Here is a 19,229-nt window from a genome sequence, read left to right as displayed (position 1 = left end):
GAAGAAATCTTGAAACCATTTTCTTCAAAACTTTCAAGCAGTTACTCCCTCGGGCCGCCGCTGCGTCAGTGGCTTGTCCCTCAGAAGTGGTGCGCATTCTACAGCCCTCAGGAAAACTGTCAACGACGAATCTGAAAAAAATCCAAATTCGCCACTCCCCTGGTTGCAGCGCAACCAAATCGATTACGCAGTAATCAAAACCCTGGCAATCTTCTTCTTGCCAGCCTGGATGACGCAATCATCACCCTCTACAAACATGCGATCACCTTCGAACTGCCTGCCATCTACATAGACAGCTCCCCGTCCCAGGACATCCCTGGCGGCAGCGCCATTCTTTACCAGCCCGGCCAGACGAAGAACGGCAGCCATCGGCATTTCGCCCTGCCCTTCAAGAGACACCTTCACTTCCGGAACATTCTCGGGAATTTCACCAAGCTCGACCCGGTTACCGGCAGACTTGTGTGCCGTCTTCGCGGCCTCCTCACCATGGAAACGGGTGATAATCTCTTCCGCCAGCAATTTCTTGTAGTCCTGCGGATTGGCACCGCCCTCTACAGCCTTGCGAAACTCTTCCACTTCAGCCAGCGGCCGGAAGCTCAGCAACTCAAAGTAACGCCACAACAGCTCATCCGGCATGGAAAGAAGCTTGGTGTACATTTCACCGGGAGCGTCATTAACACCGACGTAGTTGCCCAGGGACTTGGACATCTTCTGGACACCATCCAGCCCCTCCAGGATCGGCATGGTCAGGATAACCTGGGGCTCCTGACCATAATGCTTCTGGAGAATGCGCCCCATCAGCAGATTGAACTTCTGATCGGTACCGCCAAGCTCGACGTCGGCTTTCAGCGCAACGGAGTCGTAGCCCTGAACCAGCGGATACAGGAATTCGTGAATGGCAATGGCCTGCTCGGCGCGGTAACGCTTGGTGAAGTCATCACGCTCCAACATCCGCGCGACCGTGTACTGGCCGGCCAGCTTGATCATGTCGGCAGCTGTCATCTTGCTCATCCAGTCCGAATTGAAAACCACATGTGTTTTCTCGCGATCCAGAATCTTGAATACCTGCTCTTTATAGGAAACAGCATTCTCGCGAACCTGCTCCTCGGTCAGGGGCGGCCGCGTAGCACTCTTACCAGTGGGATCACCGATCATCCCGGTGAAGTCGCCGATCAGGAAAATGATCTCATGCCCGAGATCCTGGAACTGGCGCAACTTGTTAATAAGGACGGTATGGCCGAGATGAAGGTCCGGTGCCGTGGGATCGAATCCCGCCTTGATACGCAGGGGCCGACCTTGCTTCAGCTTCTCAACGAGCTCCTCTTCCGGAATCAGTTCGTCAACGCCGCGCTTGATGACGGCCAACGCTTCATCTATAGATGCCATGAACTACACGTCCCCGTTTATGTGGTGAAAGATTCAGACCGTTACAGACTTCAACAAAAGAAATCTGCGATTCTGCCGCGCACTTGTTAAAGTAAGGCGCTCAAATATTACACAGCCCTGAGTGAACAGGGCGGCGTATTATAGCAGTGACGTCGCAAGAAATCCGGAGGATGGAGCAGCAACCGTAATGTTCCACGCTGTCCCGCATGCATTTTATACGGTAATCTGTTGGTCTATACTTGAACAACAGCTTTAATTAGGTAGTTCAACCTACCGGAATACCGATTAAAACGGGTGCGATTCGTGCTGAAAAAGTTTCCCAAGACCCATATTACCCTCGCCGCCGCTGCAACCGTTGTAGTGACTGCTGCCGTGCTGATGAGCCCGAGCAGCAATGTTGAAGCCAAGCGCATGTCCTATGCACTGGACCTTGAGCAGGGCACTGTATCCGAGACGGACGGCAAACTGGCAGACACTCCCAACCAAGCGCAGCCAGTTACCTCTGCACCAGCAGAGCCACAACTGTCGGAAGAGTCCGCGCAGGAAACAACGGTAGAAACCGTTGCCTCCGCTCCGGCGGAACCACAGCTGGAATGGCAGACCTTCAAGATCAAATCAGGTGATACGCTCTCCTCGCTGTTCAAGAAAGCCGGCTTCAACGACGGCATCATGCTTTCTGTCATTCATGGCGAGGGGGAAGCCGACAAACTGCAGCGTCTGTACGCGGGTGAAACCATCCGTTTTGCCACGGATGAAGAAGGCACACTGGCGGGTGTCGAACTTAAGCGGAACCTGCTTGAAACCCTCAAGATCACCCGTAATGAAAAAGGTTTCAGCGGCAAGACCCACATGCGGGAGCCGGAGGCTCGTCCGGCTTTTGCGTCCGGCGTGATTGACGGCTCCCTGTACCTGGCTGCCCGCCAAGCCGGGCTGAATGATCGCCTGACCATGGAACTGGCCGGCATCTTCGGCTGGGATATCGATTTCGTTTATGACGTTCGCAAGGGCGACCGGTTCGAAGTGGTCTACGAGGAACTCTACGTCGACGGAGAGAAATTCGATACCGGCCGAATCCTCTCGGCACGCTTCGTAAACCGGGGTGAGGAGAATCTGGCCCTGCTGTATACCGACAGCAATGGTGACAGCGATTATTACACTCCTGAAGGCAAGAGCATGCGCAAGGCGTTTCTGCGCACCCCGATCAACGCGCGGGTATCCTCGTCATTCAACTTGCAGCGCCGGCATCCGGTGCTGGACGTAGTTCGCCCCCATGAAGGTACCGATTACGCCGCGCCTCCGGGCACACCGATCAAAGCGGCAGGGAACGGCACCGTTCGCTTTGCGGGCTGGAAAGGTGGCTATGGCCGTACCATCATCCTGCAGCACGGCAACAACATCACCACCTTGTATGCCCATATGAAGGGTCTTGCACGAGGCATGAAAAAAGGTGTCAGGGTCAAACAGGGTCAGACAATTGGCTATCTTGGCTCTTCCGGCATGGTCACCGGCCCACACCTGCACTATGAGTTCCGCCTCAATGGCTCACCGCGTAACTCACGCACCGTAGACCTTCCGGATGCAAAGCCGGTGCCCGCCTCCGAGATCGCCCGGTTCAAACAGGTCACCGAGCAGCGGGTAGCCCAGTTCGACGTATTCCGCGAGAACTATCAACAACTGGCCCTGGCACGGGAAGACTGAACCGATGGAAGCCTGGCTCGGGCTTATGTCCGGCACCAGCATGGACGGCATCGATGCCGTGCTGGTGTCTTTTCGGGATCGCGCCGTCCAGATTCACGCAACCCATTGCATCAGCTATCCGGACGAACTCCGCCAACGTTTGATCCATGCCAGTCAGAACCAGGCCAGTCCGGATGAGATCGGGGAACTCGACACCCTGACCGGACAATTGTTCGGTCAGGCTGCCGCAAAAGCGATTTCCGATTCTGGCCTGGCGCCGGGCGGCATCCGGGCCATTGGCAGTCACGGCCAGACCATCCGTCACCAGCCGTCCGGTTCGGCCCCTTTCTCCTTCCAGATCGGCAACCCCGCAATCATTGCCGAAGTCACCGGAATCACCACCGTTGGCGACTTTCGCAGTCGCGACATGGCGGCCGGAGGACAGGGCGCACCCCTGGTTCCGGCGTTCCACAAGGCCTTCTTCGGATCCGAATCGGAGAACCGGTGCATTCTCAATCTCGGAGGCATTGCCAATATCACCTGGCTACCGGCCCGGGGCAAGGGCGTAGTCAATGGCTTCGACACCGGCCCTGCCAACGCCCTGATGGACGCCTGGTGCCAGGACCAGACCGGTCGCCCCTACGATGCGGATGGACATTGGGCCGTGGAAGGGAACGTCGACCAATCATTGCTGGATGACATGCTTTCCGATGCGTACTTCAAGCGCACTCCGCCAAAGAGCACTGGCAAGGAAAAATTCAACCTCGGCTGGGTGAAAACCATGATCGCCCGCCATCCGGACCTGAAACCGGAAGATATCCAACGGACGCTATTGGAACTCACCGCATTGACCATTGCAGATCAGATGCCGGACACCGGCGTGGATACTGTTTATGCCTGCGGTGGTGGAACTCGTAATCCGGAACTGATGCGCGCGCTGACAGAGGCTCTGGCCCCGGCACGTCTGGCGGTGACGTCGGAACTGGGACTGGATCCCCAATGGGTGGAGCCGGTGGCATTCGCCTGGCTGGCAAAGCAGGCTGTGGAAAGAAACCCGGGGAATCTTCCGGAAGTAACCGGTGCAAACGGCCCCCGGGTTCTGGGAGCCATTTACCCGGCCTGAGTCAGATCGAGAAGGAGCTGCCGCAGCCGCAAGTAGAGGTGGCGTTGGGGTTCTGCACCACGAACTGGGAGCCTTGCAACCCCTCCTGGTACTCGATACTAGCACCAATCAGATATTGGTAACTCATCGAGTCCACCAAGAGAACAACACCGTCTCGCTCAATGACGGTGTCGTCCTCTTCCTGATTCTCATCGAAAGAAAAGCCGTACTGAAATCCGGAACAGCCGCCACCGGTGACAAAGACGCGCAGCTTGAGATCGGGGTTGCCCTCTTCCTCAATCAACTCACGCACCTTGGCAACGGCACTGTCACTGAAAAACAGTGGGGTAGCCATTTGTTGCTGAACTACACTCAAGCTCGCCTCCGGAAACATCGTTTTCAAAGTGACGATTATGGTATTCCTGACTAAAACAATCAACTATTCGGACTTTCCACCATCCTCCAGGGCTTCTTCAACCGCGTCATCGGACCGAACCGCAGCAGCAGAGTGCTCAGAACGATCCTTGGTCAACAGGCCCACCGGCTCACGCTGGTGAACCAGATTGCCATTGACCGTAGCGCCCATGGCCATCTCGATCAGGTTGTAATAGACGTTGCCGTTAATGGCTGCCTTTTCCGCCAGCTCAAGGTGGTCAGAGGCATAGACGTCACCGTTGACCGTACCATTGATGATGACATGGGGAGCAACGATGTCTCCGGTGACCTCGCCAACTTCCGATATACGCAATACGGCATCACTGCCCTCTTCGGCCACGACCTTGCCCTTGATCCGGCCATCCACATGCAGTCCACCGGAGAATTTTACATCCCCCTCGACGGTGGTCCGTGAGGAAACCAGGGTGTCAAAATGGCCTGCTGGCCGACGTGGCTTTTGCTGCTTTTTCTTACCGAGCATTTCAGTTCTCCGTTAAATCATCCCAGTCAAAAGTTCTTTCTGCCTGCGAGGATTTGCTGCCCTCGGCCTGGGCCACCACCTGGATCTCAACCGGCTCGAAATCATCCGGAAGCACCAGCGTTCCCTCCACGTTCTGGAAGAAGCGGAAACGGAACCTTACGCCAAGATCCTCAATATCCTGAGACAGATCACGCAGGGCAATGACTTCTTTCTCTTCGTCGCGCATGCCGATGACATTGACTGCCACCACGCCGGAAATGTAGTTCTTGTTATTACCAACCTGGGTCAGGACCAGCTTGAAATCCCAGGCACCGGGCTGGTAGTCCCGGGCCAGAGCCAAGCTATCGACCTGCAGCCCCTTGCTGGTTTCGGACGGCGCCATGATATTTTTATAGAAAGTCAGATCGGACTTCAGTGATGCGATGCGGGTTTCCAGCTCGACAATGGTCATCCGTGCCCGTTTGAGCGCCTGGGCATCGATCGCCTTACCCCTCTCCAGGTTGACCAGTTGCTGGCGCGCGTCCTTATAGTTGCTTCGGAGGGTATCCAGCTCCTCTTCGAGTGCTTCGTTGGAAGCCGCGACATCCGAAGACCGGAAACCACCCTGGGCAAGCCCGGCCGCGTAGCCGGCAAGCGCAGCAACTACGGTAAACGCCAGCAGGATGGCGGTGCGGCGAATCCGGTATCCGGGGCGGTGGCGGATGACAACATACTCTTCCGCCGGTTTGCGTGGTTCGCTCACTGATCGTCCTTAGGGCAACAACGCCGGAGCTTCGAGCCCCAGGGTTTCCCGGAAGCCGAACATGATGTTCATGTTCTGGACTGCCTGACCGGCTGCCCCCTTGACCAGGTTATCAATCACCGAAGAAATGATAACGATATTGCTGTCCTCCTGACGATGCAGCGCCATCCGGCACTGGTTCGCACCACGGACACTGCGGGTTTCCGGGTGGCTACCGAAAGGCATTACATCAACAAACGGCTCGTCCCGGTAACGTTCTTCGTAGAGGGACTGGAGGCTGTCAAAGCCGGCCGGGTCTTTCAGTTCGGCATAAAGCGTTGCCTCAATACCGCGAATCATGGGAATCAGGTGCGGCACAAAAGTTACGCCAACCTGGCTGCCGGCGGCGCCGGTCAGGCCCTGGCGGATCTCCGGCAGGTGGCGATGGCCTGAGGCACCATAAGCCTTGAAGCTCTCGCCAATTTCGCCGTGCAGCATGCCAATCTTGCCCTGGCGCCCTGCGCCACTGGCTCCGGACTTGGCGTCAGCGATCAGGCGCGAAGGATCAACCAGCCCCTGTTCCAGGAGAGGCAGAAAGCCCAGCTGGACCGCCGTCGGATAACAACCGGGATTGGCAACCAACTGGGCACCACGGATCTCGTCACGGACTACTTCAGGCAGACCGTATACCGCCTTCTCCGCCCACTCCGGGGTTTCATGGGGCATGCCGTACCACTGGGCCCAGACATCCAGGTCCTTGAGCCGGAAATCCGCAGACAGGTCAACGACGCGCACACCCGCATCCATCAGTTCAGGCACCATACGCATGGCCACACCGTGCGGGGTGGCAAAGAAAACCAGGTCACAGGCCTTGAGCACGTCGGCATCGGGCTCGGTAAACTCGAGTTCGAAGTGCCCCCGCAGATTGGGGTACATATCCGCGACCGGCATGCCGGCCTCGGAGCGGGAAGTTATGCAGCTGACAGTGACTTCCGGGTGGACCGCCAGGATCCTCAGCAGTTCCACACCGGTATAGCCGGTGCCACCAACGATGCCTACTTTAATCACCATTTTCTCCAGCGACGTCGAATCAGGAATTGGAAGATTGTTGGTGTAGTCTACCATGATAAACCAACGACTTATTGCAGCGCGGATGCCGACCGCTACAATGTTGTCACAAACCCGTCAACAGACTGTCATACCTGAACCGGAATCCCTGCGATCATGCGGAACCTCTGGCACCAGATCACCGAAAACCTGATCCCTGTATTCCGCCGCAGGCTTTCGGGTGTCGATGCACTTCCGCAACTGGCTGTCCTGGGCCTTTTATCCGGCCTGATCACCGGTGGCGTGATCCTGCTGTTCCGACTGGCCATCGAGTGGCCTCTTGAGCACTTCCTCCCGGGCCCCGGCTCCGAATCCTTTGAGCAACTGGACATCCTGACTCGCGGGCTATTGCCCCTTGCCGGCGCTCTCGCACTGGGCCTGATGCTGCACCGACTGGCCATACACGACCGCAAGGTCGGCATTGTCCACGTCATGGAGCGCCTGAATTACCACCAGGGTTACATTTCACTGCGTAGCGCCATTGTCCAGTTTGTCTCCGGCGTCACCACAGTGGTAACCGGCCAGTCTGCGGGTCGGGAAGGGCCGGCAGTACACCTGGGCGCGGCGTTCTCCAGCCTGATGGGGCAATGGATGCGCCTGCCCAACAACAGCATCCGGACCCTTGTGGCCTGCGGCTGTGCTGCTGCCATCTCCGCCTCGTTCAACACCCCGATTTCCGGTGTGATCTTTGCCATGGAAGTGGTGATGATGGAATACACCATTGCCGGCTTCACACCGATCATCCTCGCGGCAGTGAGCGCGGCCATCGTCACCCAGGCGGTCTATGGATCAGAGCCAGCCTTCAGTGTGCCGGCGCTGACCATGAATTCGCTGATGGAGATTCCCTGGATCCTCGCCATTGCAGTGATCATCGGCATCGCCGCCGCGCTGTTCATCCAGCTGGTGGATGCCATGGGCCGGCATCACCACCAACCGGTGTTTCTGCGCATTGGTATTGCCGGCGCTCTGATGGTGCCCTTCGCGGTATTCATTCCGGAGACCATGGGTATCGGTTATGACACGGTCAACGCAACCATCAATGGCAATCTGGGCTTCTGGCTATTGTTATCAGCGGGCATTGCCAAGCTGCTGATAACCTCCCTGAGCATTGGGCTCGGCATGCCCAGCGGCGTCATCGGCCCGACCCTGTTCATGGGAGCAACCATTGGCGGCGCCATGGGGCTGGTGGGTGCACAGATCGCGCCGGACATTGCTTCCTCGGTAGGCTTTTATGCCATGCTCGGCATGGGGGCAATGATGGGTGCAGTGCTGCAGGCCCCGCTGGCCGCTCTGATGGCGGTGATGGAACTGACCCGGAACCCGAACGTCATCCTGCCCGCCATGTTGATCATTACCACGGCCAGTCTGGTCACCAGTGAGGCCTTCGGCAAGAAGTCACTGTTCCTCACCATCCTCAAGAGCCAGGGACTGAGTTATCAGAACTCGCCCGTCATCCAGGCACTTCGTCGGGTGTCGGTCGGTGCCATCATGGACCGCAACATTCTGCGTACCGAACGGCATCTCACCATTGAGGAAGCCCGCAAAGCCCTCAAGTCCGAACCCAAGTGGCTTATTGTGGAAGGCAGCAATGGACCCACTGCCCTGCTTCCGGCGGTGGATCTTGCCCGATACCTTGAGGATACCGAGGAAACGGTGGCCGAGGAGGAAACCGAAATGCCGGAATCCATCGATCTTATGGACATCCCCGCTAACCGTCGGGACGTTGCCCCGGTACAATACCAGGCGACTCTCGAGGAGGCCCTGAACGAGTTCGATACCACCAATGCCGAGGCCCTTTACGTGCAGCGGCACGTCGCGCCCATGATCCAAAGGGTGTATGGCGTGGTATTGAAGTCTGACATTGAAAGCTACTACCAATACCGACGGAGTTGACGGATGCTGTGGGTGAAAGCCTTCCACATAATTGCCATGATTTGCTGGTTCGCGGGACTGTTCTATCTGCCGAGGCTGTTTGTCTACCATGCTGCCTGTGAGGACCAGCCGGGGCGTGACCGTTTCAAGATCATGGAGCGCAAGCTGTATCGGGGCATCACAACCCCCTCCATGATTGCTACGGTAGCCCTTGGAATCTGGCTGATCAGTTACAATGTCACCGGTTATTTCAGCCAGGGTTGGCTTCACGCCAAACTGGTGCTGGTAGCCCTGCTGATCATCTACCACTTTTATTGCGGCCATCTGGTCAAGGTGTTCCGGGATGACATGAACCATAGAAGTCATGTGTTCTATCGCTGGTTCAATGAGTTGCCCGTATTCGTCTTGCTTGCCGTTGTGATACTCGCTGTCGTCAAACCGTTTTAAGGAGCAGAGCCATCAAACGCTACACCCGTCCCCAGGTTCTTGTACTGTCCGGACTCGATCCCTCCGGTGGCGCCGGCATCCAGGCCGATATCCAGGCCATCACCTCCCTGGGTTGTCACCCCCTGCCGGTGCTGACCTGCCTGACCGTACAGGACACCTGTAATGTCTATGATGCCCAGCCTGTGGACAGCGCACTGATTCGCAAACAACTGGACTGCATTGCAGCGGATGCCCCCATCCATGCCATCAAGACCGGGGCGCTGGGGAATGCCGGAGTTGTCGACGTTCTGGTGGAATTCATCAAGGCCCGGCCCGGAATTCCGGTGATAACCGACCCGGTCATCAAAGCCGCCGGCGGTGGCGACCTGGCGGACGAAGCCCTCATCACCGCCATGAAGGAACGCCTGTTCCCGCTCGCCGAGATGATCACGCCAAACGGTATTGAACTGGCCATGCTCGGTGGCAGCGAAGAGCCGGAGCAGGCCGCGAAGCATCTGATGGATCTGGGCTGCGAATCGGTGCTTGCCACCGGCGGCCATGGCACCGGTCTGCACATCACCAACACCCTCTATAACCACAACCCGGAGCCCATGCGCTGGGAGATCGAACGCGTAGGTGGTGAATATCACGGTACCGGCTGTACTCTGGCCGCCGCCATTGCGGCCGGACGGGCATCCGGGTTGTCGGCCCGCGCCGCCATCTCCCAGGCCCAGAATTACGTCAATCGGGCAATTCTCCACGCCCTGGATGTGGGCAAGGGCCAGCCGGTTCCGGACCGAGGCATCCTGTGGGAACGCTAGAAAAAGGCCTCCGTCCCGGGCTGTATGCCATTACCGACAGCGAGCTCACGCCGGCTGATCACCTGCTGGCATCCGTGGAAGCCGTACTGCGCGGCGGAGCCGTACTGATACAATACCGGGAAAAAGCGGCCCCCTGGCCGGAACGGCTTGGCCAGGCCCGGGATCTTCAGGCCCTTTGCAGCAATGCAGGTGTGCCCTTGATCATCAATGACGATCCCCAGCTGGCCAAGCGTACCGGAGCCGCGGGTGTACACCTCGGCCAGGGCGACGGGTCGCTGGCGCTGGCCCGCCAACTGCTGAGTGAAAACGCAATTATTGGTGTCACCTGCCATGCCAGTCTGGAACTGGCCGGCCAGGCACTTGCCGAGGGCGCCGATTACCTGGCCTTCGGACGTTTCTACTCGTCCGGTACCAAGCCGGATGCGCCCGGTGCTGATCCGGCTGTCCTGACCGAAGCGAAACAACTCGGCAAACCGGTGACGGCCATCGGTGGGGTAACAGCGGAAAACGGCGCCCCCCTGATCCGGGCGGGAGCCGACCTGCTGGCCGCGGTGGGCGGTGTGTTCGGAGGCACACCGGAACAGATTGAACAGAAGGCCAGAGCCTTCGGGCGGCTGTTTGCTGCCCATCATCCACTTTTCTCACTATCGGATTAACAGGAGCCGAACCATGACACACTCCGAAACCTTGTTCGAAGAGGCGCAAAAATACATTCCCGGTGGCGTGAATTCACCGGTACGGGCCTTTCGTGGCGTGGGCGGCACACCGATTTTCTTCAAGCATGCCGAAGGCGCCTACCTGTTTGACGAAGACGACCGCCGCTACATTGACTACATCGGCTCCTGGGGCCCGATGATCCTCGGCCACTCCGACCCGCGCATCAAGCAGGCGCTGCATACCCAGGTTGACCTTGGCGTTGGCTATGGTGCTCCCACCGCCATCGAGACCGAAATGGCCAAGAAGGTGTGCGAACTGGTGCCATCCATTGACCTGGTGCGCATGGTGAACTCCGGCACCGAAGCTACCATGACCACCATTCGGCTGGCCCGAGGCTACACCGGCCGCGACAAAATCGTGAAATTCGAGGGCTGCTATCACGGCCACGTGGACTCACTGCTGGTGAAGGCCGGTTCCGGTGCCCTGACCCTGGGTGTCCCCAACTCCCCGGGCATCCCCGCCAGCCTGGCAGAGCACACCCTGACGCTGACCTATAACGACATCGACGAAGTCCGGGATACGTTCGAGAAGATGGGTGACGAGATCGCTGCCATCATCGTGGAGCCGGTCGCGGGCAACATGAACTGCATCCCCCCGGCCCCGGGCTTCCTGGAAGCACTGCGGGAGGTGTGCGACCAGCATGGATCTGTCCTGATCTTTGACGAGGTAATGACCGGTTTCCGCGTATCTCTGGGCGGCGCTCAGGGCTTCTACGGTGTCACCCCGGACCTGACGGCCCTGGGCAAGGTGATCGGCGGCGGACTACCTGTCGGTGCCTTCGGTGGCAAGCGGGAAATCATGGAGCACATCTCGCCCCTGGGTCCCGTTTACCAGGCCGGCACCCTTAGCGGCAACCCGCTGGCCATGGCTGCAGGCCTGACTACGCTTAACGCCATTTCCGAGCCTGGCTTCCATGACCGGCTTACCGAAAAAACCAATGCGGTGCGCGATGGCTTGAAACAGGCGGCTGACGAGGCAGGCATTCCGATGACGGTGCAGAGCGCCGGTGCCATGTTCGGCTTCTTCTTTACCGAAGAACCCGCGATCACCCGCTTCGACCAGGTTATGGCGTGCGACGTGGAGCGCTTCAAGAAGTTCTTCCAGGGTATGCTGAAAGAAGGGGTTTACCTGGCGCCCTCCGCCTTCGAGGCAGGGTTCACCAGTGCGGCGTTGTCCGACGAAGATATCGAGCACACGATCGCCGCGGCCCGCAAAGTCATGGCGACGCTGTAATTGCAGGACTCCGGGTCCGGCCGAGGGGCCGGGCTCAGAGTATGCCTTCCAGCGTCACCATGAATGTGTGGCGCTGGTAACCGTAACTGTCTATCTCGCTGGTGTTGTCCCGGAACAACCATTCGCCTCGCAACAGCCAGCGCCGGCTCAGGCCATATTCTGCAAAGGTTCCGCTTTCCCAACGCCTGTCTGTGCGGCGTTGAACCACCACCGTATCGCCTTCCAGCAAACGGTGAGAATCCTGGTAACGGCTGTACCTGAATCCGCCTACGGCACCCAGCACAAGATCCGACCGGGCACTGAAACGTGCCACTCCCTTGATGGCGTGATGTTGCGGTGAGACACTGACAAATTGGCTTCCCGACGTCAGATCGCTCCGGTCATTCAGTTCCCAGAGGTACTTGCCTTCCAGCTTCCACGCCCCGATCCTTCGACCAGTCCGGGCCCGAAGCCGGTACCATTGGCCGTCATATGCCTCGAACGAGCTTCCCCCATCCACTCTGGCGGCAGCAAGGGAAACATCGCAACCATCGACCGGAAGACCAACCGGGCATTGCGTCCAGGCGATGAGGCCTTCCACGCCATAACGTGTCTCGAAAGCATCCGGGCCGAACCAGGACTGGCTCAGGACAGCCCCCAATTGCCGGGTCTGGCCTCCGCCCTGTTCTGACCAGGCGAACTTGCCCTGAAGGAAGTGGGTGTTGTAGTCATCGTGGTCCGGATAGTCCCTGCCCAAAAAAACACCTTCCAGGTCCCAGCCGGCACTCTTGTCACCCTTGACCCGGACACTACCGGCGAGCACGGCATCCAGGAACAGCCCACCCTCCCGGGTGGTGGCGGTCTCCGGCAGACCGGCGATGTTACTGTCGTAACCACCGGATGCAGCCAGATAAAGGCGACGGTGCCGCTGACCGGACACCGGCACCCGGGCCCCGGTTTCTGCCAGCCTGGCCTGGGCCAGGTCCTGCAGTTTGTCCGGGCCGTCGCTCTCAATGACCGACAGGAAGTAATCACGAGCGACCATTTTGTCGTTCCGGGCCAGGGCAATCAGGCCGAGGTTGTAACGCGCCAGGACTTGATGGGGAGAGGACAACAGGCGGGCGAACGCCTGTTCTGCGGCGTCCAGCTGACCCAGACGGTAATACACCACGCCGAGATTGTAGTGGAGGGTCATCGCATCCAGACCGGCAGCGCGCGCCGCTTCCAGGCGTTGCCGAGCGGCCTTCAGGTCACCTTGCTGGAACAACTCGACACCTTTGCGGAAGTCCGCCTGCGCCGGCGATTCCCCGGAGAGGTCCTGCGCCAGTGACGGCAAGGAGGCAAACAGGAGTGAACAACTCAGCAGCAGCTTACGGGTGAGGCAGGCAGCCAGCAAACAACACCTTCCGTTTTGTTCCGGATAAGGGGGATGAGTCGGCGGGCTGACAACGAGCCAGCGTTACCGATCGATAACGCGGCAAGTATAACAGGGAGACTGCAAAATGGCTGCCCGTCAGACCGTCGCGGGCAGGAGAATCACTTGTGGGGTTTGGCTGCCTCGGGAAGATTGTCCCGAACTTCCTGGACCTGCTCAGGCAACTCAGGCCTGCCAGGCTTTTCCCGGGAAGATTCACGGGCCTTTTCGGCCATTTCCTGGCCGAATTCGCGGCCCTGTTCACGGGCATCACGGGCCATGTCCATCCCCGGAGCTCCCCGGCTCTCTCTCGCCTGGTCCGGACGTTCAACGGACGCAGGTTCTGGCAACTCGATCTCACGGACGACGGATTCGGTCAGTGCCCGTTCATCGAGCACCATGCGCATGGTGACATCAAGGTCCTCACGCGCGTGGGCCTCCGATACGAACAACCCGATTACCATTACCACCGGAACATACCATCTCATGATGCCGGCACCTCCTGATTTCCAATCGCACCGGGTATCTCGACCCGGAAACTCTTTTGCTGCTCCCCTGTATGCAGGCGGGCGACCAGTTCTCCACTGCCGGGAAACAGCACCCTCAACGGCAGGGAAACCACATTTTCACCAGCATCCAGGCTGATCTGCCAGCTCAGCTGCTGCCGCCCCGGCCATGGAGACAACTCCACGTTCGGCGGCAACTCGAGCGTCAGGGTGACATTATCCAGTGCCTGCCCCGAACGGAAGGCCAGCTTCACCGTCTGCTCTACAGGCTCGAACACAACAGGCTCCGGAGCCTTCTGCCCTGCCATCTGCTGTGGGTCGGGAGAGGTTCCCTTATTCAGAATCACACCCAGCGACACACCCAACGCCAGCGCCGCCGCGATAGCTCCACCAAACACTCGATGACTCCAGCGCCCCTGTCGGGCCGGCTCTGTTGTCGCCGCCGAAAGTACCCGGGCCTCAAACCCCCCGGATGGCTCAGGAATACGCTGGCGAACCTGCAGTTTTTCACCCAGCAGCCGTTCGGCTTCCAGTGCCCGGGAACATGCTGCACACACCGACAGGTGCTCAGCGACCTGATCCCGGTGCTGGGCTGGCAACTCATTGTTCAGGTAAGCAACAAGGCTTACGCGGATTTCCGGACAGGACATAGTTATCACCTCAGTTTTCCACACGCCCGGGGCTCGCTGTTGGTTCCAGCTCTTTCTGTAATTTTTTTCTCAATGCAGCACGGACCCGGTGCAGGCGGGATTTCACCGTCCCCAGGGGGATATCAAGAATTTCGGCGATCTCATCCTGGCGCCAGCCATCCACATCGTGAAGAAGCAACAATGTACGCTGGTCAGGCTCGAGGGTCGCAATGACCCGGTCCAGCTCAGGGCCCAGTCGCTCCAGCTCCAGCAGGGCCATTGGCCCGGTGTCTTCGGCATCCAGACTGTCGAGCCAGTCCGCCTGGCTGTCCGCTTCCACCAGATCACTCATGGGCCGGTCGCCCTGCCGGCCCTTACGCCGCAGCTGGTCGATAAAATGCCGGTACAGCACCCGGTTCAACCAGGGGCGCAACTGGTCCACCGTCTCCAACTCCTCCAGACGGGGATACAGCTTGACCACAACATCCTGGACCAGATCCTCGGCATCGTGCTGCTGCCCCGCCAGCCGGAAGGCAAAACGGTACATGGGCTCAAGATGGGGCTGGATCAGGATCTCGAAACGCCGTTTTTTACCTGATTTGAAGGAGAGAATCGACAAAACCGTTACTACCCGTATGGTTCGCTGTTGAAGCGGCAAGTCTATACCAGACTGGCACGTGGTTGCAGTTACGGGCGGGCCCCGGAAACCGGCGCATTGCCGGTAAGTGAGGAAAGGTTAACAAAATTCCCGGAACCCTCACTGATTTTGTGTCGTGGTTTGAGGGAGATTCAACCAAAAACCACGGAGGTTGTATGAAGCGTTCAATCCAGATTTTTGCTGTATCTGCACTGGCAGCGGGTATTGCCGCTTGTGGTGGAAGTAGTGATGGTGGTCCGGCCACCGGTTCGGTTTCTGTAGATGTGACCGACGCACCAACCATGGAGTTCACTGAAGTGACCATCGCCTTCACCGGCATCCGACTGCAGCACAAAAGTGGCGAGTGGGAAGAATTCACCTTCGACGAAGCCAAGGTCTGGAACCTGCTCGATTTGCAGGGAGGCGCAAGCGAGCCTCTGATCACCGACGAGGAAGTGCTGGCCGGCAACTACAAAGAGCTTCGCCTGCTGGTTGATACCGAAAATTCCTACGTGGTCCAGAAGGACCAGCCAGATGTCGAACTTTCACTGGCTGTTCCCTCCGGTGAGCAGAGCGGCCTCAAGCTGAAAGGCGACTTTATTGTGGCAGCCGACACAACCACGGACTTCACTGTCGACTTTGATGTCAGCAAGGCTATTGTTAATCCGCAGGGTAAATCACTGGCGGATTACCTGCTCAGGCCCTCACTGCGGCTGGTGAACAATCTGGAGGTGGGCTCTATTTCCGGCGAGGTTGATTACGGCACCATTAATCAGGAGGCTGCGTGTGACTACGAGGGTGCCGTTTATGTCTATCAGGGAACAGACGTTACTCCGACGGACATCAACGTTAATGATGAGGAGAGTGGTCCTCTGATGGCGGTCCCGGTCAGCGACGATGACAATGATGGCATCCACACCTACACAGCGGCCTTCCTGACCGAAGGCAACTACACCATCAGCTATACCTGCCAGCTGGACGACAACGAAGCGGATGATTCCGCAACCATGGAATTCCAAGGCACTCAGAACGTGAGCGTTGTGGCCGGAGAGAATACCGAGGCGCAACCGATTCCGTTAGTGCCATAAGTAGCAGTAGCAGTAGCAGAATCAAAAGCCCCTGCCCTGGCAGGGGCTTTTTTGTTATAGCGCCGCAGCCCTCGCTTCCGCCTGATCCGCCCCGGCCACATTTCCCCGGGCCCGGCGAATATCCGCCAGCAACAACCACCCTGCCCTTTGCAGACGGGTATTGTCACCTGCCAGCGACAGCCCTTTCAGAGTGAACTGTTCGGCGCTCCCCAACTGACTGGCTGCCACGTAGGCTTCGGAAAGCTTGAAGTAGACTTCCGCCGAGCGAGGTGCAATGCGCTGCGCTCTCTCCAGACGGGAAATAGCTCCGGAGGTGTTGCCCTGGGCCAGCAGGTTATCGGCTTCATTGACAAGGCTCTGGGCGGCCGGGGACAGACTCTCTCCCGAGTCCTGATAGCTGGGCGCGGTGTCCCGGCGTTCCTCAACAACCTCAGGCTCCTTCGGTTGCTCGCTCTTGCGCCATACCGGCGCCTCTTCCGGCTCACTGGTAGAAGTCCGGGGTGGTTCTGGGGCCCTGGACGTCTCACCGCCGCCGATCGGCACATAGATGGAACCGGGGCCACTGGCACAGCCTGCCAAAGCAAGAAAGGCGCCCAGGGCGCCGGCACGGGTCAGCACAGACATCTTCATTGGAACAATCCTTCAAACCAGCCTTGAATTCGACGCTGCAGATTACCAGAACAGGAAACTTCCTGATCCGGCTCGCTACCGGCAATGAACGGAACAAGGCGCGCATTATCGCAGTATTCATCGGTGAGCGCCTGCCGTTCGGCATTCACCCAGTGGTAGTTTACACCGTCCGGCACCACCGGAGAGAAACCATGCTGGGGTACGCCGGCCATGAACCGCGACCACACCGGCAGCGCTCCGGACGCGCCAGTCAGGGAAGTCGGGCCATTGTCATCCCGACCCACCCAGGCAACCGCCAGCAGGTCCCCGCTGAATCCGGCAAACCAGGAATCCCGGCCGTCGTCGGTGGTTCCGGTCTTGCCGGCAACCGTCAACTGTTCGGGAATGGTGTAATAGGCCGAACGACCGGTCCCCTCCTGCATGACTTCCTGCATCGCATACTGTACCAGGTGTACAGCTGCCGGGTCGGCCACCTGATCCACCTCCAGAGGATAGCGGTTCAGAGGCTCTCCCCGGGAATCCGTCACCTCCCGGATGGTGCGCAAAGGTGTATTGAAGCCGGATGTGGCCAGCCCCTGGTACATCTGGGCGACCGTTACCGGTGTCATCGACACCGAACCGAGCAGCATGGACGGGTAACGGGAGATGGACGACGTCACCCCGAAGGCCTGGAGGGTCTCTGCGACCACATCGACACCGATATCCAGCCCTACCCGAACCGCAGGCAGGTTATAGGAATGGGACAGGGCCTCATGCAGGGGCACCTCACCCCGCTCCTTCTTGTCATAGTTACGGGGCTCCCAGCGACGGCCGTCGTCAAACTCCAGTACGAAGGATTTGTCGTTGACTGGCGAGATCAGCCTATAGCGGTCCGGCTGATCCAGAGCGGAGAGGTAGATGAACGGTTTGATCAGGGAACCGATTGGTCGCTCGGCATCCAATGCCCGGTTGAAGCCCGCAAATCCGGGGTCCTTGCCGCCGACCAGAGCCAACACCTCACCACTGTCCTTGGCGGTCACCACCAGGGCGGCCTCCAGTGCTTCCCGGACTTCACCGCTGGCAAGCCTGGGCACGGTCTCTTCCACTGCGTATTCGGCTGCATACTGGATGGCCGGATTGAGGGTAGTGAAAATCCGGAGGCCTTCACTGCGCAGATCTTCCTCGCGGTAATCCCGGGCCAGGTGCCGGCGCACCAGATCAATGTAGGCCGGATAACGGTTCTCGGAGTAGGAAGGCTGCTCACTGACGCCCAGAGGCAATCCCCGGGCCCGGGCCGCCTGGCTCGGATCAATCAGCCCCGCCTCTTCCATCTCGGAGATCACCAGGTTCCGCCGCTCCGTGGCCCGTTCGGGATTCCGGCGGGGATTGTAGTAGCTCGGCCCCTTGACCATGCCCACCAGCAGGGCGATCTGGTGAATATCGAGGCTGTTCAGGGATTCCCCGAAATAAAACTGACTGGCCAGACCGAAGCCGTTGATGCTACGGGTGCCCGCCTGCCCGAGGTAAACCTCGTTCAGATAGGTTTCAAGGATGTCGTCTTTCTCATAATGCCATTCCAGCAGCACCGACATCAGCGCTTCGTTACCCTTGCGCAACAGGGTCTGTTCCCGGGTCAGGAAGAAGTTCTTCACCAACTGCTGGGTCAGCGTGCTCCCCCCCTGGACAATCTCCCCGGCCCGGAGATTCACGAGCATGGCCCGGGCGATGGACAGGGGCGCGATACCGAAATGGTCATAGAAATGCTGGTCTTCCACCGCCATCAGCGTTGCCGGCAGCAACTCCGGCACTTTGTCCAGTTCGACCAGGATGCGATCTTCCTTGTGAGTCGGATAGATACCACCGATCTGGGCCGGCTCAAGACGCACGATCGGTGCAGGGTCACCACTCAGGACCCGGAAGTTTTCGACCCGATCACCATAGATGCCAAAGGCAATCCGACGTCGTGCCTCCTCGCCGTCCGGGAAGCGGAAGCCCCGGGTGCTGATCACGAAACGATTGCCATTGCGGCTATAGCTGCCGGCCTTGTCTCCGTCTCCCCGGCGGAAACCGGAAAGTTCCAGTTCTCTCTGTAGGGCCGTCGTACTGACGCTGGCGCCGTCATACAGTTCCAGGGGCCGTGCGTATACCCGGGAGGGAATCTCGAACCGGCGGCCTTCGAAACGGGAGGTGACGACGGCATCCAGGTACACCATCCAGCCGGCAAGCAACACCAGACCGATCAGGGAGGCCCTGAAAAACAGGCGCCAGAACCAGGGCCGACGGCTGGATTTCGGGGATTTGCGGGAGGATTTACGGGGAGTCTTTGATTTTGCCATGGCGCGATTATAGCGAACGGACACCCCGGTAAGTCAGACCCGCTGTGTGTTAT

General features: G+C 58.9%; 21 protein-coding genes. 9 read left to right on the top strand and 12 right to left on the bottom strand.

Annotation, left to right across the window (positions count from 1 at the left end):
- On the top strand, positions 1 to 194 hold a 194-nt coding region (locus ACQUTG_RS18265), incomplete at its 5' end, for a hypothetical protein (RefSeq protein ID WP_428920738.1).
- On the opposite strand, the gene tyrS is transcribed toward ACQUTG_RS18265, so the two are convergent.
- Positions 184 to 1,386: a tyrosine--tRNA ligase gene (gene tyrS / locus ACQUTG_RS18260; RefSeq protein WP_428920737.1), complete on the bottom strand. Its 1,203-nt coding sequence runs from the start codon at positions 1,384 to 1,386 to the stop codon at positions 184 to 186. The genes ACQUTG_RS18265 and tyrS overlap by 11 nt on opposite strands.
- 303 nt (positions 1,387 to 1,689) lie before the next feature.
- On the opposite strand from tyrS, the gene ACQUTG_RS18255 reads away from it, so the two are divergent.
- Positions 1,690 to 3,084 carry an OapA family protein gene (locus ACQUTG_RS18255; RefSeq protein ID WP_428920736.1) on the top strand — a complete coding sequence of 465 codons (1,395 nt, stop codon included), beginning with the start codon at positions 1,690 to 1,692 and terminating at the stop codon, positions 3,082 to 3,084.
- Between the two features lie 4 nt (positions 3,085 to 3,088).
- A complete protein-coding gene (locus ACQUTG_RS18250) occupies positions 3,089 to 4,186 on the top strand; it encodes an anhydro-N-acetylmuramic acid kinase (RefSeq protein ID WP_428920735.1) in 1,098 nt (365 codons plus the stop codon).
- Between the two features lies 1 nt (position 4,187).
- On the opposite strand, the gene erpA is transcribed toward ACQUTG_RS18250, so the two are convergent.
- From erpA to argC, 4 genes are all read right to left on the bottom strand, one after another.
- Positions 4,188 to 4,520 carry an iron-sulfur cluster insertion protein ErpA gene (gene erpA, locus ACQUTG_RS18245; protein ID WP_428920741.1) on the bottom strand — a complete coding sequence of 111 codons (333 nt, stop codon included), beginning with the start codon at positions 4,518 to 4,520 and terminating at the stop codon, positions 4,188 to 4,190.
- Positions 4,521 to 4,604: 84 nt separating this feature from the next.
- The gene (locus tag ACQUTG_RS18240) at positions 4,605 to 5,081 is read right to left on the bottom strand and encodes a bactofilin family protein (RefSeq protein WP_428920734.1); all 477 of its coding nucleotides are present in this window, start codon (positions 5,079 to 5,081) and stop codon (positions 4,605 to 4,607) included.
- Position 5,082: 1 nt separating this feature from the next.
- Positions 5,083 to 5,823, bottom strand: a complete 741-nt coding sequence (locus tag ACQUTG_RS18235) for a DUF6776 family protein (RefSeq protein ID WP_428920733.1) — start codon at positions 5,821 to 5,823, stop codon at positions 5,083 to 5,085.
- Positions 5,824 to 5,832: 9 nt separating this feature from the next.
- Positions 5,833 to 6,870 (bottom strand): N-acetyl-gamma-glutamyl-phosphate reductase, encoded by a 1,038-nt coding sequence (gene argC / locus ACQUTG_RS18230; RefSeq protein ID WP_428920732.1) that lies wholly within the window; start codon positions 6,868 to 6,870, stop codon positions 5,833 to 5,835.
- 156 nt (positions 6,871 to 7,026) lie between these two features.
- On the opposite strand from argC, the gene ACQUTG_RS18225 reads away from it, so the two are divergent.
- Together ACQUTG_RS18225 and hemJ are read left to right on the top strand one after the other, a co-directional pair.
- Positions 7,027 to 8,802 carry a chloride channel protein gene (locus ACQUTG_RS18225; protein ID WP_428920731.1) on the top strand — a complete coding sequence of 592 codons (1,776 nt, stop codon included), beginning with the start codon at positions 7,027 to 7,029 and terminating at the stop codon, positions 8,800 to 8,802.
- 3 nt (positions 8,803 to 8,805) lie between these two features.
- The gene (hemJ, locus tag ACQUTG_RS18220; protein ID WP_428920730.1) at positions 8,806 to 9,228 is read left to right on the top strand and encodes a protoporphyrinogen oxidase HemJ; all 423 of its coding nucleotides are present in this window, start codon (positions 8,806 to 8,808) and stop codon (positions 9,226 to 9,228) included.
- Here hemJ and ACQUTG_RS18215 read toward each other — a convergent pair.
- A complete protein-coding gene (locus ACQUTG_RS18215; protein WP_428920729.1) occupies positions 9,225 to 9,347 on the bottom strand; it encodes a hypothetical protein in 123 nt (40 codons plus the stop codon). The genes hemJ and ACQUTG_RS18215 overlap by 4 nt on opposite strands.
- Here ACQUTG_RS18215 and thiD point away from each other — a divergent pair.
- Genes thiD through hemL form a run of 3 tightly spaced genes read left to right on the top strand, consistent with a single transcriptional unit; the run spans position 9,318 to position 11,978 of the window.
- Entirely contained in the window at positions 9,318 to 10,028 is a 711-nt protein-coding gene (thiD, locus tag ACQUTG_RS18210) for a bifunctional hydroxymethylpyrimidine kinase/phosphomethylpyrimidine kinase (protein ID WP_428920740.1), read from the top strand. The genes ACQUTG_RS18215 and thiD overlap by 30 nt on opposite strands.
- A complete protein-coding gene (gene thiE / locus ACQUTG_RS18205) occupies positions 10,016 to 10,684 on the top strand; it encodes a thiamine phosphate synthase (protein WP_428920728.1) in 669 nt (222 codons plus the stop codon). Before thiD ends, thiE begins: the two co-directional genes overlap by 13 nt.
- A 13-nt stretch (positions 10,685 to 10,697) precedes the next feature.
- Entirely contained in the window at positions 10,698 to 11,978 is a 1,281-nt protein-coding gene (hemL, locus tag ACQUTG_RS18200) for a glutamate-1-semialdehyde 2,1-aminomutase (RefSeq protein WP_428920727.1), read from the top strand.
- A gap of 34 nt (positions 11,979 to 12,012) precedes the next feature.
- Here the strand turns inward: hemL and ACQUTG_RS18195 are convergent, their stop codons facing one another.
- The 4 genes from ACQUTG_RS18195 to ACQUTG_RS18180 form a co-directional block, all read right to left on the bottom strand.
- Entirely contained in the window at positions 12,013 to 13,353 is a 1,341-nt protein-coding gene (locus ACQUTG_RS18195) for a tetratricopeptide repeat protein (RefSeq protein WP_428920726.1), read from the bottom strand.
- Between the two features lie 140 nt (positions 13,354 to 13,493).
- A complete protein-coding gene (locus ACQUTG_RS18190; RefSeq protein WP_428920725.1) occupies positions 13,494 to 13,859 on the bottom strand; it encodes a hypothetical protein in 366 nt (121 codons plus the stop codon).
- Positions 13,856 to 14,527: an anti-sigma factor family protein gene (locus ACQUTG_RS18185; protein WP_428920724.1), complete on the bottom strand. Its 672-nt coding sequence runs from the start codon at positions 14,525 to 14,527 to the stop codon at positions 13,856 to 13,858. Before ACQUTG_RS18185 ends, ACQUTG_RS18190 begins: the two co-directional genes overlap by 4 nt.
- A gap of 10 nt (positions 14,528 to 14,537) precedes the next feature.
- Positions 14,538 to 15,125 (bottom strand): RNA polymerase sigma factor, encoded by a 588-nt coding sequence (locus tag ACQUTG_RS18180; RefSeq protein ID WP_428920723.1) that lies wholly within the window; start codon positions 15,123 to 15,125, stop codon positions 14,538 to 14,540.
- A gap of 194 nt (positions 15,126 to 15,319) precedes the next feature.
- On the opposite strand from ACQUTG_RS18180, the gene ACQUTG_RS18175 reads away from it, so the two are divergent.
- Positions 15,320 to 16,231 carry a DUF4382 domain-containing protein gene (locus ACQUTG_RS18175; protein WP_428920722.1) on the top strand — a complete coding sequence of 304 codons (912 nt, stop codon included), beginning with the start codon at positions 15,320 to 15,322 and terminating at the stop codon, positions 16,229 to 16,231.
- 54 nt (positions 16,232 to 16,285) lie between these two features.
- On the opposite strand, the gene ACQUTG_RS18170 is transcribed toward ACQUTG_RS18175, so the two are convergent.
- Entirely contained in the window at positions 16,286 to 16,861 is a 576-nt protein-coding gene (locus ACQUTG_RS18170; protein ID WP_428920721.1) for a tetratricopeptide repeat protein, read from the bottom strand.
- Complete coding sequence (gene mrcB / locus ACQUTG_RS18165; RefSeq protein WP_428920720.1) at positions 16,858 to 19,176, bottom strand: penicillin-binding protein 1B; 2,319 nt, start codon at positions 19,174 to 19,176, stop codon at positions 16,858 to 16,860. The genes ACQUTG_RS18170 and mrcB overlap by 4 nt, the downstream gene beginning before the upstream one ends.
- Positions 19,177 to 19,229 lie beyond the last annotated feature (53 nt).

Source organism: Marinobacter sp. DUT-1, from assembly GCF_050379415.1.
Lineage (GTDB): Bacteria > Pseudomonadota > Gammaproteobacteria > Pseudomonadales > Oleiphilaceae > Marinobacter.
The sequence above is the reverse complement of the archived record's forward strand: the minus strand, read 5'-3'. Positions and strand labels throughout refer to the sequence as shown.